The sequence below is a fragment of the Streptococcus hongkongensis genome (assembly GCF_053206145.1).
In genome coordinates, this window is the sequence record NZ_JBRUGD010000001.1 from 137746 (window position 1) to 150801 (window position 13056).

General features: G+C 34.8%; 12 protein-coding genes. 2 read left to right on the forward strand and 10 right to left on the reverse strand.

Features of this window, described 5'->3' with window-relative positions; genetic code table 11:
• The 7 genes from ACVRZD_RS00690 to ACVRZD_RS00720 all read right to left on the reverse strand — a co-directional run bounded on the left by ACVRZD_RS00690 (position 1) and on the right by ACVRZD_RS00720 (position 6777).
• A complete protein-coding gene (locus ACVRZD_RS00690) occupies positions 1-1068 on the reverse strand; it encodes an ABC transporter permease (RefSeq protein WP_447450167.1) in 1068 nt (355 codons plus the stop codon).
• Positions 1061-2593, reverse strand: coding sequence for an ABC transporter ATP-binding protein (locus ACVRZD_RS00695; protein WP_037624598.1), 1533 nt, complete (start codon positions 2591-2593; stop codon positions 1061-1063). Before ACVRZD_RS00695 ends, ACVRZD_RS00690 begins: the two co-directional genes overlap by 8 nt.
• A 126-nt stretch (positions 2594-2719) precedes the next feature.
• Positions 2720-3775, reverse strand: coding sequence for a BMP family lipoprotein (locus ACVRZD_RS00700; protein ID WP_037624600.1), 1056 nt, complete (start codon positions 3773-3775; stop codon positions 2720-2722).
• A gap of 87 nt (positions 3776-3862) precedes the next feature.
• The gene (locus ACVRZD_RS00705) at positions 3863-4252 is read right to left on the reverse strand and encodes a cytidine deaminase (RefSeq protein ID WP_037624602.1); all 390 of its coding nucleotides are present in this window, start codon (positions 4250-4252) and stop codon (positions 3863-3865) included.
• On the reverse strand, positions 4239-4901 hold the full coding sequence (gene deoC / locus ACVRZD_RS00710) for a deoxyribose-phosphate aldolase (protein WP_037624604.1): 663 nt from the start codon (positions 4899-4901) through the stop codon (positions 4239-4241). The genes ACVRZD_RS00705 and deoC overlap by 14 nt, the downstream gene beginning before the upstream one ends.
• A 12-nt stretch (positions 4902-4913) precedes the next feature.
• Positions 4914-6191, reverse strand: a complete 1278-nt coding sequence (locus ACVRZD_RS00715; RefSeq protein WP_037624607.1) for a pyrimidine-nucleoside phosphorylase — start codon at positions 6189-6191, stop codon at positions 4914-4916.
• Positions 6178-6777, reverse strand: a complete 600-nt coding sequence (locus ACVRZD_RS00720; RefSeq protein ID WP_037624609.1) for a class I SAM-dependent methyltransferase — start codon at positions 6775-6777, stop codon at positions 6178-6180. Before ACVRZD_RS00720 ends, ACVRZD_RS00715 begins: the two co-directional genes overlap by 14 nt.
• A gap of 249 nt (positions 6778-7026) precedes the next feature.
• On the opposite strand from ACVRZD_RS00720, the gene coaA reads away from it, so the two are divergent.
• Both coaA and rpsT read left to right on the forward strand, forming a co-directional pair.
• Positions 7027-7947 carry a type I pantothenate kinase gene (coaA, locus tag ACVRZD_RS00725; protein WP_447450168.1) on the forward strand — a complete coding sequence of 307 codons (921 nt, stop codon included), beginning with the start codon at positions 7027-7029 and terminating at the stop codon, positions 7945-7947.
• Positions 7948-8000: 53 nt separating this feature from the next.
• Complete coding sequence (rpsT, locus tag ACVRZD_RS00730) at positions 8001-8249, forward strand: 30S ribosomal protein S20 (RefSeq protein ID WP_080730826.1); 249 nt, start codon at positions 8001-8003, stop codon at positions 8247-8249.
• 155 nt (positions 8250-8404) lie between these two features.
• Here rpsT and ACVRZD_RS00735 read toward each other — a convergent pair whose 3' ends face one another.
• The 3 genes from ACVRZD_RS00735 to ACVRZD_RS00745 all read right to left on the reverse strand — a co-directional run bounded on the left by ACVRZD_RS00735 (position 8405) and on the right by ACVRZD_RS00745 (position 13036).
• A complete protein-coding gene (locus ACVRZD_RS00735) occupies positions 8405-9709 on the reverse strand; it encodes a sensor histidine kinase (RefSeq protein WP_037624612.1) in 1305 nt (434 codons plus the stop codon).
• The gene (locus ACVRZD_RS00740) at positions 9702-10376 is read right to left on the reverse strand and encodes a response regulator transcription factor (protein WP_037624614.1); all 675 of its coding nucleotides are present in this window, start codon (positions 10374-10376) and stop codon (positions 9702-9704) included. The genes ACVRZD_RS00735 and ACVRZD_RS00740 overlap by 8 nt, the downstream gene beginning before the upstream one ends.
• 122 nt (positions 10377-10498) lie before the next feature.
• The gene (locus tag ACVRZD_RS00745) at positions 10499-13036 is read right to left on the reverse strand and encodes a M1 family metallopeptidase (RefSeq protein ID WP_037624617.1); all 2538 of its coding nucleotides are present in this window, start codon (positions 13034-13036) and stop codon (positions 10499-10501) included.
• Positions 13037-13056: the final 20 nt, after the last annotated feature.

Here is a 13056-nt window from a genome sequence, read left to right on the forward strand (position 1 = left end):
TTATTTACCACCTTTCACTGTTACTTTTTTGTTACGGATCATATATTTTTCAATCAAATAATGTGCTCCTACAAAGAAGATAATTGATGCAGTTACAATCTTAACCAATTCTGGTGGGATACCTGCAATGTTCATACCTGGCGCACCAATATTTAGGACACCAAATAAGAATGAAGAGAAGAAAATACCAATTGGGTTATTTGCAGCTAATAAGCTAACAGCCATTCCATCAAATCCAATGGCCAAAGAACTTGACTGAACAAAGACATTACCAAATGTACCAAGCCCTTCAACGACACCGCCAAGACCCGCTAGAGCACCAGAAATAATCATTGATAAAATGATTGTTCGTTTTGAAGACATCCCAGCATATTCACTTGCGTGAGGATTCAAACCTACTGAACGTATTTCAAATCCTAAAGTTGTCTTATTCAATAAGAACCAGATAACTACAATAGCAATAATAGCAAAGAAAATACCAATATTAATACGAGAATTACTTGTCAAATTAGAAAGCCATTCTGTTTGATAAGTAGCATTTTTACTAACTTGAATGGTTGAGTCAATACTCTGTTTAACACTTTTAGCAAATCCCTTTTGGATAACTGCATTACCAATATACAATATGATGTAGTTCATCATAATGGTAACGATTACCTCACTAGTTCCCAAGAAAGCTCTTAAGATACCAGGAATTGCACCTGCTATACCACCTGCAAGCATACCAATTAATACAGTAAATAGAATTAATAAAGGACGTGACATATCAGGATGTGACAGTGCAAACCAAGTTGATGAAATCCAACCTGCTAAGGCTTGACCAGAAAGACCAATATTGAAAAAACCTGCACGACTTGCTACTGAGAATCCAAGAGCAATCAGAATAAGTGGTCCCATGGCTCTCATGATTTCACCAATATTCTTTACGCTACCAAAGGCAATTTGAAATAAGCCTTCATAACCCCATATTGGATCATAGCCAAAAATAAACATAATAATTGCACCCAAGACAAACCCTAATAAAACGGAAATGACTGGTACGGCAATTTGTTGTGCCTTTTTAGACATCTTCTTCCTCCTTATCAATTGAACCACCTGCCATTAAAATACCTAATTCTTGTTTATTAGTATTTTCTGGACTTACAATACCTTGGATTTTTCCATCATGTATTACTGCGATTCTATCTGACACATTTAATATTTCATCTAATTCGAAACTGACAACAAGCACTGCTTTGCCTTTATCTCTTTCTTCAATCAAACGTCTATGAATATATTCAATTGCTCCAACATCCAATCCTCTTGTTGGTTGACTAACAATCAATAAGTCAGGGTTACGGTCAACTTCACGAGCGATGATTGCTTTTTGTTGATTCCCTCCTGAAAATCCTTTGGCAGGAACTAATTCACTTGCACCGCGGACATCAAACTCAGCCATTAATTTGCGAGCATATTCATTAATTTTATTGTAATTTAGAATACCATTTTTACTTAACGGTTCTTTGTAATAAGTTTGTAGAGCTGTATTTTCAGCTAATGAGAGCTCTAAAACTAAACCATCTCTATGGCGGTCTTCTGGAACATGACCAACTGACAATTCTGTGATTTGTCGCGATGTCCAGTGTGTAACTTCTTTATTTTTAATTAAAATACTTCCAGATTTAGACTTTCTAAGTCCAGTAATCGCTTGAATTAATTCACTTTGACCATTGCCATCGATACCAGCAATACCCACAATTTCTCCAGCACGAATATCTAAAGATAAACCTTTCACTGCAGGAACGCCACGATTTTCATCGACATACAAATCCTTGATAGATAACACAACGTCTTTAGGTTGTGAAGGCATTTTTTCAGTAGTGAATGAAACTGAGCGACCTACCATCATTTCAGCCAATTCTTTTGAACTCACCCCGGCTACAGGAACTGTCTCAATACTTTTACCACGTCTGATTACAGTAACTTTATCAGCAACAGCACGAATTTCATCTAGTTTATGGGTAATCAAAATAATTGATTTACCTTCTTTAACTAGATTTTTCATAATTGACATTAATTCTTTAATTTCTGATGGTGTTAGCACTGCTGTCGGCTCATCAAAGATTAAGATATCAGCTCCACGATATAAAGTTTTTAAAATTTCAACACGTTGCTGTGCGCCAACAGAAATATCCGCTACCCTTGCATCTGGATCAACAGATAGACCATACTTCATTGATAATTCTTTAATATCTTTACTTGCTTGTTTTAAATCAAGTACACCATTTTTTACTGTTTCATTCCCAAGAATGATATTTTCAGCAACAGTGAATGCTTCTACTAACATAAAGTGTTGGTGAACCATACCAATTCCCAATTTAGAAGATTTAGATGGGGAATCAATTGCAACCAACTGTCCGTTGATTACAATTTCACCTTCAGTTGGCTCTAATAAACCGGCAAGCATATTCATTAAAGTTGATTTCCCAGCGCCATTTTCACCTAATAGGGCATGAATTTCGCCTTTTTCAACTTGCAAATTGATATGATCATTTGCAACGAATTCACCAAATTTTTTAGTAATGTCTTTCATTTCAATGACATATTGAGTCATAGGATTGTGCTTCCTTTCAATTCACTCTTTTATTTCAGTAAAGCTTGTCATCGGTCACAAGCTTTACTGAGATAAAAGTATCTCAGTCTAAAAAGAACGACCGACAAAGGTCGTTCTTAAATCTTATTATTTTTCAGGAACTTTAACGTCACCAGAAATAATTTTTTCTTTTGCAGCTTTGACTGCTTTTATACCGTCTTCACTAAGATTTGTAGTAGCGATATCAACACCACCATCTTTTAATCCATAAACTGTAGTTTTTCCACCAGGGAATTTTTTATCTGCTACAAGTTTGTTAATTAATTGAACTGATTTGCCGACTTTCTTAATTGAAGATGCTAAAACAAAGTTAGACTCTTTTTTATCTTGACTAGTGTACTTACCTTCACCAACTTGGTCACGGTCTACACCGATAACCCAAACTTTATCAGCTTCACTTTTCTTTTCATTAACACTTTTGGCTTCATTGAAGACACCAGCACCAGTTCCACCAGCAGCTTGATAAATAACGTCAGCACCACCAGCATATTGTGCAGCTGCGATTGTTTTACCTTTAGCAGCATCACCAAAAGATCCAGCATAGTCAACTTTAACTTGGATACTATCATCAACCGATTTAACACCAGCTAAAAATCCTTTTTCAAATCGAGTAATGACAGTGCCTTTCATACCACCAACAAAACCAACTACTTTTGTTTTAGTGGTTTTGGCAGCAGCAATCCCTGCAAGATAAGCGGCTTCATTATCAGCAAATGTTACACTAGCAACATTGTCTTTTCCTTCGATGATATCATCAACGATTACATAGTTAACATCTTTGTTATCACCTGCAGCTTTGGCAATTGCATCTTTAAGTGAGAAACCAATACCATAAAGTAATTTGTAACCACTTGAAACAGCTGTATCTAAGTTAGTTGCATAATCTGATTCACTTGCAGATTGGAAGTAGTCAAAACCAGAACCTTTTTTAAGTCCGTTTTCTTTCCCCCAAGCCTTCATGCCTTCCCATGCTGATTGGTTAAATGATTTATCATCAACACCACCAGTATCTGTGATCATTGCAACTTTTAAATCTGTTTTAGCATCTTTGCTATCAGATTTTGAAGCACCACGGTTACCACAAGCAGCTAAGCTTAGTAAAGCTACAGAAGCTAAGCCAAGACCAATAAATTTCTTGTTCATCTAAATGAACCCTCCTAAAAAAGTTTCTAGCAATTACTTGCTGAAAGTAATATAAAGCCTTATGGCTGAATAACATATTAAGACAGATTAGTTTAAATCTGTAAACGTATAGGGCAACAAGTCACCAACAGTCGTTTCTTCAGTACGCCCGTCCTTTGCAATTAGAGTGACTTTAGCAGTTAATGGAAAGAACTCAGCCATAACTTGACGACATGCACCACAAGGTGAAACTGGATCTTTTGTCTGACCATAAATGGCAATTTCTGACAATTCTTTATAACCTTCCGAAACTGCTTTGAAAATTGCTGTTCTTTCACCACAGTTTGTTAGACCAAAACTAGCATTTTCAATATTACAGCCAGAAAAAATATGTCCATCTTTAGTTTTTAATGCTGCACCGATTGGAAAATGTGAGTATGGAACATAGGCATGTTCGCTTGCGTCAATAGCCAATTCCACTAGATTAGTAGTCACCATTAGCAATCTCCCCTTGAACGATTTTCACACCTGAAGAAGTTCCAATTCTAGTTGCACCTGCATCAATAAAAGCAAGCGCATCTTCCAAAGATCTAGCACCGCCTGCAGCTTTAACTCCAATATCTGGGCCAACTGTCTGTCTCATTAATTTAACATCTGAAATATTAGCACCAGACATTGAAAATCCTGTAGAGGTTTTAACAAAATCTGCTCCAGCAGCAACAGAAAGTTGGCAAGCTTTTACTTTTTCTTCATCCGTTAATAAACAAGTTTCAATAATAACTTTTACCAGTTTATCACCGCTAGCTTCAACAACTGCACGAATGTCATCTTCAACAGATTGGTAGTCACCTTGTTTAAGTAACCCGATATTGATGACCATATCAATTTCGTCTGCACCTTTTTCAATAGCATTTCTTGTTTCGAATGCCTTAGTTTCAGAAGTTGTTGCCCCTAACGGAAACCCAATTACAGTACATACTTTAACGTCACTATCTTTTAGTGCTTGAGCACAGTAAGAGACCCAAGAAGGATTTACACATACACTGGCAAAACCAAATTCTTTTGCCTCCTTGAGAAGTTGATCAAATTGGCTTTTAACTGAATCAGCTTTAAGTAATGTATGATCGATATACTTATTAATTTTCACAGATAATTCTCCTTAGGATATGATTTTTATAATCTCTTTTGTATCAACAGGTTCCATACTTATTTTAACATTTTTTTCAAAATCTGTAAGCACCTTTTCATCTAATTTATTACAAGAATAAACCCTTGCAACAACTTCTCCGAAAGCAATGTAATCGCCTACTTTTTTATTGAAAACAATTCCACTTTCATAATCAAGTTGATCTGATTTTACAGCTCGTCCAGCACCAAGTCTCATCGCAATTAATCCAAACTCTAGAGCAGGGAGTTCAGTAATATAACCTTCTTCTTTAACTCGAATTTCAGTTACAACTGATGATGTCGATTGACGATATAAATCCTCTAGATCTCCACCTTGATATACAACCATTTCTTCGAATTTTTTGAGAGCTTTTCCATTAACTAATTGATCTTTGATATCATCAAGACTCTTTTCGACACCTGCTAATTCTAACATCAACTGTGCTAATTCACAGATGAAATGAGTAATATCGTCGCGACCATGACCTTTCATGATATCGATAGCTTCTAATACTTCTAACCTATTTCCAATTGCTTGTCCTAGGGGCTGAGACATATTTGTTATGACGGCTACGGTTTTACGGCCGACTTCTTTTCCTAAATCAACCATTAAACGCGATAGCTTTTCTGCATCCTCAATAGTCTTCATAAAGGCACCATCGCCAACTGTGACATCTAATAGTATACTATCTGCTCCTGCAGCAATTTTTTTACTCATTACAGAGCTTGCAATCAGCGGAATGATGTCAACAGTTGCTGTCACATCTCTTAACGCATAAAGTAATTTATCAGCTTTAACAAGTTGGTCTGATTGACCAATTACAGCCACACCAATGTCTTGGACTTGTTTAATGAACTCATCTTGACCTCGGTTAATTTGGTAGCCTTTGATAGCTTCGAGCTTATCAAGTGTGCCACCAGTATGCCCTAAGCCTCGTCCACTCATTTTTGCAACTGGAACGCCAAAGCTTGCTACTAATGGTGCTAATATAAGAGTTACTTTATCTCCTACACCTCCAGTTGAGTGCTTATCAGTTTTAATGCCATCAATTGCTGACAAATCAATTTGATCACCCGTCTTAACCATACTCATCGTTAAGTCTCGGGTTTCACGCGTTGACATGCCTTTAAAGTAAACTGCCATTGCAAAGGCAGACATTTGGTAATCAGGAACACTACCATCAGCATAACCTGAGATTAACCAGTCTATTTCTTCAGTTGTCAGCTCTTTTCCGTCTCGTTTTTTTTGAATTAAATCAACTGTTCTCATCCTTGATACTCCTAAGAATGTAATACCCTTTATCTTTTTTGATGGTTTCAACATTACCGAAAATCAATGCCATTTTATCTTTTGCACTTGGTGCGCCTTGTTTTTTTTGAATAACAATTGTAAGGTCACCACCAATATTTAAATGATCAATGCTTTTTTCGATGATTTCATGGACAACTTGTTTTCCAGCCCGAATTGGTGGATTACTAATGATGTGATCGAATGCCCCATGCACATTTTCGTAGATGTTCGACTGCTGGATTGTTGCCTTAACACCATTTTTTTCAGCATTTTTTTTGCTTAAATCGATAGCTCTGTTGTTGATATCTACCATTGTGGCATCAACATTTTGGACTTTAGCCAAGCTAATTCCGAGTGGGCCATACCCACATCCTACATCTAATACTTTTTCACCAACTTGAAAGAATAGGCAAGTCAAGAGCACTTGACTACCGTAATCAATCATTTTCTTTGAGAAAACTCCAGCATCCGTATAAAAAGTAAAAGGTTTTCCTAATAAAGAAACTTTTAATTCATGGATGTCATGAAGACTATCTGGATTCTCTTCATAATACATATTTGCCATAGTAATTCCTATCTTTTTAAGATGCTTTATCATTCTACCATACTTTGAAACGGTTTACAAGACGCTTGTTATGAATACTTTTCCTAAAAATGTTCGTATTTACTAAAACTAATAACTATTTATTTTTTATGATAGTTTGTGTATATTATTATTTAATGGTCAAATACTTTTTATTTCAAAAGTCCTTTCCTTACATTTTCATTTTTCTCATGCTATAATAAAGTTATTGCCGAAAATTAGGAGAAGCAAATGACAAAAGATTATACAAAGTTCGATAGTATTTCTAGAGCATCTTGGAAAGAATTGCATCAAAAAGTTAAACCTTTACTGACTGAAGAAGAATTAAAAACAATTACAAGTTTAAATGATAATATTAATATTAGAGATGTCATGGAAGTTTACTTACCTCTCTTAAATTTAATTCAAATCTACAAAATTAATCAGGAAAACTTGTCCTTTTCAAAATCTATTTTCCTAAAAAAAGATGTGAGTATTCGTCCATTTATTATTGGTATTTCTGGCTCAGTTGCCGTAGGTAAGTCAACTACTAGTCGACTCTTACAACTCCTACTATCTCGTACCTTTAAATCTAGTAAAGTTGAAATGGTTACCACTGACGGGTTTTTATATCCCAACTCCTATTTAATTGAGCATAATATTCTCAATCGCAAGGGTTTTCCTGAGTCATATGATATGGAATTACTCCTACAATTTTTAGATAAAATGAAAACTGGTAAAGATGCTGAAATACCAATGTATTCACATGAAATTTATGATATCATTCCAGATCAATGCCAAGTCATTGAAAATCCTGATTTTCTAATTATTGAGGGTATAAATGTTTTTCAAAATCCTCAAAATAACAGAATTTACATGAGTGATTATTTTGATTTTTCGATTTATATTGATGCCGATAGTAATGATATCGAAGAATGGTATATCCAGAGATTTGAACGCATTTTAGATCTGGCAAAAAATGATGCTTCTAGTTTTTACTCAAAATATGCTAAAATGCCTCGTGATGAAGCCATTATTTTTGCAAAGGATGTCTGGAAAACGATTAACTTAGAAAATTTGGAAAAGTTTATAGAGCCTACTAGGACAAGAGCAGATCTTATCTTACATAAAGCAAAAGATCATAAAATTGATGAAATTTTCGTCAAACGGTGAGAAAGACTTGCCAAACAAGCATAAATTCTATATAATAGTGTAGTTAGATTAATTTGGAGGTGAAAACATTGGCAAATATTAAATCAGCTATTAAACGCGCTGAACTTAACGTTAAATCAAACGAAAAGAATTCAGCACAAAAATCAGCTATGCGTACTGCAATCAAAGCATATGAAGCTAACCCAACTGAAGAACTTTACCGCGCTGCTTCTTCAAGCATCGATAGAGCTGAATCAAAAGGTTTAATTCATAGAAATAAAGCAAGCCGCGATAAAGCACGTCTTGCTGCTAAACTTGGCTAATCAATATCCAATGAAAACTCCTTCCGGAGTTTTTTCTTTTAGCCAACAATTGAATAACTAAAAAGACTAGTCACTTATGAACTTTCTCTTGTCCTTAGATTTTTATCTAACTTTTGAGAGTAAGAGCATTTGACTATGTCTTTTTTAGTTATTGACTAAATTTTAACTTGGAAAATTGTTCCTTTTGGTTGATTATCCTTAACTGTAATATCACCCTTTAATGTCGTAACAATTTGTTTTGCTAGTGACAATCCTAATCCAAAACCACCACTTTGACGTGTTCTTGCTTTATCAACACGGTAAAAACGATCAAATATTTTTTCTTTATTAGACTCAGAAATACCTATGCCATTATCGCTTACTCGAATTAATAAATGTTTATCGGTTGATTTGACTTCAATAGAAATGTTTCCATCCTCAGCTGTATATTTAACAGCATTGTCAAAAAGTATCGTAATTAATTGTTTTAGCAAGGCTTTATCGGTCACAATTGGACGTGGAACGTCATTGACAATGTGTAATGTTTTCCCATTTTCTTCAGCAATTAGTTCATAATTTTCAAAAAGGGAATGGAAAAATGTGGCATCAATAGTTTCTTTTTTGAGTTTAATGCCATCATCTCGTCTTGCTAAATTTAAAAGATTTGTCGTTAAAATCCGCATGTTTCGAACTTCTTCAAGACTCGAGGCAATAGCTTCGCTATTATCTAGTATCGTTTCGTTTGGTTTTCTAAATAATGTCTCAAGTCGATTTTGTAAAACAGCTAGTGGTGTTCTTAATTCATGACTAGCATTTTCAACAAATGTCTTCTGTTTTTTAAAGTTTTCGACGATTGGTTTACGGCTCCAATAAGCTAAGTAAATACTTGCAAATATGGATATTAACCAAAAAAATGACATGACCATAATGATATCTTTTTCATAGCGTTCATTAGCACGATCAAGCTGTTCCACATTGGCAACTGCCGTCAAATAAGAGACAGCAGGATAATTATGAGAATGAACCTTAATTGTCATTGTATGAAATTTTTCTTCGTGCCCATAAAAATTTGTTGTTTTTTGAGTTACGATCGTGTTCAATTTTTGTTTATTTAATTTGAAATAATTTAAATTAGAAAATGCATCGTATGGATTTAAAATAGTACCATCCGCACTGTATAGTATAATATCAGTATTTCCTACAGGGTCTGCAATTAATGTGGTTTTATAGCGGCTACTGCCCTCATTGAAAATTTGATTATCAAAATTAAATAAAGAAATTCTCTCCATTGCTTTATCAGCATAAAGCCCAGAATGCTTAGCAATCAAATTTAAACTATTATCAACTGTTGAATAGACACCGAAACGCATTATTTGGAGAATAATTACAGTCATGATAACAAAAATACTTGTAAAAACCGTAAAAAAATGAAAGAAATGATCAAACGTCCCAGATTGTAAAATATTCTTTAGTTTAGCCATTCGTTTTTAATATATAACCGACACTTCGTAAAGTTTGTAAATCGGTTACAAAGTCAGACCCTTTCAATTTTTTTCGTATTTTGGAAACGTAAACTTCAACGACTGAAATAGTTGTATCACTGTCAAATCCCCAAATGCGGTCAAAGATTTGAGATTTAGGAAGGATAACATTTTGGTTTTGTAAAAAATAAACTAAAAGCTCAAATTCTTTTCCTAATAGTTCCACCTTTTTATTATTTACAGTCACTAAATTCCGCTCAGTATCAATACTAATATCTCCATAATTTAAACTATTATCTACCAATTTCCCAGAACGTTTTAATAGGGCTTGAATGCGCATTTTTAATTCCTCTAGGTAAAATGGTTTCGTTAGGTAATCATCAGCTCCTAGTTCGAAACCGTGCCCCTTATCATCAATACTCTCTTTAGCTGTCATAATTAAGACAGGAGTTCTTATATCTTTTTCTCGTAGATCTTTCAATACTTGGAACCCATCTTTTTCAGGTAGCATTAAGTCAAGTAAAATTAAATCATAGACACCACTCTCAGCTTCAAAGAGGCCTTCATCCCCGTCAAAAACCTGTAGCACGTCCGCAAAATCATCTAAAAAATCAAAGATTGAGTTCGATAAGCTCAAATCATCTTCTACTAATAATATTTTTATCATTTATATTCCACCTAGCAATAAATAATTTCTCTTCTTACTATTTTATCCCATTTTTAAAATAAAATAGCATGAAAAGCTTAATTTAAGCTAAAAACAAGGGAAGCCTAAAGACTCCCCTTGTTTTATAATGTTAACAGAGCCTTAGACACCGCTTCTTTTTCAGTTTCAATTAACCGTACGCGTGCGGAAATTTCATTAATCCCCATTTTAATATTACGGCTAATTGCCATATCATCTAGTTTAGGTTCAAAGAATGCTTTATATTCTTCTAAACGGTGACTAGTTTTAAATTGATTTGCTGGGTAAATAACAAAACGATCAAAACTCATGTCTCCACCTAAAACTGATTTAATCCAATCCCAATCTTGTCGTGCCCACTCCCACAAACTTTCTTGCGTAAATTCTTGGCTCAACAAAACATTATACCACATCGCCAAATCTTGAGGTTTAACAATTGCTTTGTCTTTTAGACTAAGTTGGATACGTTTCAACGTCAAATCCTTATGTGTTTTTGACAAAGCTGCCGCAATATCTAAGCGAATATTATTATTAGTAGTGTTAATATAGGTATCAAAAAGATGGTCTACAGCTTCTTCATCTTCAAAGAATTTAATTTTACTAATTAAAACTAAACGACGAATTGCTGCAGGTAACTGAGATACGTCAGTTTGATGCTCTTCATAGATTTGCTTTGCCTTTTCTAAAACATCTTCTTGTCCTGTTAGAATCAATAGATTTAAAACAATCTGACGAACCATTTCATCCTCATCAGATTCCCCAGCATGTTGTTCAAACCCAAGACGGTCGAAGTCTGATTGGAAAATAGATTGAATTAACCTATGCAAAGCTTTTTCTTCACTCGTATCCTCATCTACAAAGTTTAATAAACCTGTGATAACTTGAGAAAGCGCTGAAGCAACCATATAAGATTTTTTATCCTTGAATACAGAAATGAATGCTACCAATTCTGCATATGAAATCATACCACTTTCAGCTAATAAGCGACGCTCTTGGATGACTTGTAATAAACTGATATTGTCTAAGTTATCTAAGTTAGCAACCAAGTCTTCAAATAATTGCCCTTGATAGTTAGTAATATAATGTGCCGTATTTTCTGTATTAAAACGAAGAGGTCCGTCATTTTGCGCTGCAATTTGACTAAAGTTAGGAATCACAAGTGTTTCTTCTGTTAATGTATCAGGCAATCCAATCCACGAACTGTTCAATGGAATTGGCCACAACCTGTTTTGGTCTTGGTGTTGACCGATAAAGAATTGCTCTTGTGTTAAAATCAAAGAATCATTTGCTATTTTAGCCATCAATACTGGATAACCAGGTTGCTCTAACCAAGCATCCATAAATGCTGCAACATCTTTTCCTGAAGCTTCTGTCAATGCATTCCATAGATCTCTTCCAACAGTATTACCATATTGGTGCTTTTCAAAATAGATTTTTAAGCCCTTTGCAAAATCTTTATCTCCAATCCAACGACGAAGCATATGCATTAAACGACTTCCTTTAGCATATACAATAGCTGGATCAAAGAGTGTATTGATCTCATCCGGATGATTAACACCCACGTGCACAGATTGAACGCCATCAGTTGCATCACGTTTCAATGCAAGTGGTGCACCACCAGTTTGGAAGTCTTCAAAAATCTTCCAAGAAGGCTCAATTGCATCAACTGATACATATTCCATCATATTTGCAAAACTTTCATTCAACCATAAATCGTCCCACCATTTCATAGTTACTAAATTACCAAACCATTGATGAGCTAATTCGTGGGCAACTACCAATGCCACTTGTTGACGACTTGCTACAGTTGAATTTTGATCAACTAATAAATAAATCTCGCGATACGTAATTAAGCCCCAGTTCTCCATAGCACCTGACGAAAAATCAGGCAAGGCTAAATTATATGATTGAGGGATTGGATAAGGTACCCCAAAATAATCTTCGTAGAAATCAATAATGCGAACAGCAATATCGAGTGAGAATTCTAAGGATGATGTTGGATGCGCTTTTGTAGCAAATACTCCTACTTCGGTTCCTCCCTTTGATTTTGCTGTTATACCATGTAAATCGCCTAACCCAAAGGCTAATAGGTAAGAAGACATTCGTGGCGTTGTATCAAAAATCCAAATACCAGTCTCTTCACGTAACGCGACATTTGTTTCAGGCATATTTGAAATGACTATCCCATCATTTTTTTGATCAAATTTTATGCTTAAATCAAATGTAGCTTTTGCTTGTGGTTCATCGATACAAGGAAATGCCTCTCTTGCAAAATGACTTTCGAACTGAGTTGAGATGACTTCTTTTCTTTCACCATCAACAGTATAATATGATGGGTAAATTCCGGTCATATTATCAGTAATCCGACCAGAAAATTCAATGACAAGTGTCATGATACCAGTTGTTGGTAATTCTATATGAATTAATTCATTTTCGTGATCTACAGTGAAAACAAGGTCTTCATTATCTAAAAGAATGGAATGGATATCCAAGCCTTTTTGATGAAATGAAATATGATTGTCAAAGGCTTCGCCATTAATTGCTACATTTCCTGTAAAGGTTTTATTGTCACGACAAATGTCCAAAAAAAGATTATAATTTTCGGGACTAAATTTTTCGATCAAATGCTCTACTTTGTTCATAAAACTCCTCAGTCTAAAAA

Bases quoted from the DNA above. Each gene is read 5' to 3' on its own strand.
- ACVRZD_RS00720 (WP_037624609.1), bottom strand. From the start codon at position 6,777: ATGGCAAATATGTATTATGAAGAGAATCCAGATAGTCTTCATGACATC.
- ACVRZD_RS00695 (WP_037624598.1), bottom strand. From the start codon at position 2,593: ATGACTCAATATGTCATTGAAATGAAAGACATTACTAAAAAATTTGGT.
- ACVRZD_RS00700 (WP_037624600.1), bottom strand. From the start codon at position 3,775: ATGAACAAGAAATTTATTGGTCTTGGCTTAGCTTCTGTAGCTTTACTA.
- ACVRZD_RS00745 (WP_037624617.1), bottom strand. From the start codon at position 13,036: ATGAACAAAGTAGAGCATTTGATCGAAAAATTTAGTCCCGAAAATTAT.
- ACVRZD_RS00705 (WP_037624602.1), bottom strand. From the start codon at position 4,252: ATGGTGACTACTAATCTAGTGGAATTGGCTATTGACGCAAGCGAACAT.
- ACVRZD_RS00690 (WP_447450167.1), bottom strand. From the start codon at position 1,068: ATGTCTAAAAAGGCACAACAAATTGCCGTACCAGTCATTTCCGTTTTA.
- coaA (WP_447450168.1), top strand. From the start codon at position 7,027: ATGACAAAAGATTATACAAAGTTCGATAGTATTTCTAGAGCATCTTGG.
- ACVRZD_RS00735 (WP_037624612.1), bottom strand. From the start codon at position 9,709: ATGGCTAAACTAAAGAATATTTTACAATCTGGGACGTTTGATCATTTC.
- ACVRZD_RS00715 (WP_037624607.1), bottom strand. From the start codon at position 6,191: ATGAGAACAGTTGATTTAATTCAAAAAAAACGAGACGGAAAAGAGCTG.
- ACVRZD_RS00740 (WP_037624614.1), bottom strand. From the start codon at position 10,376: ATGATAAAAATATTATTAGTAGAAGATGATTTGAGCTTATCGAACTCA.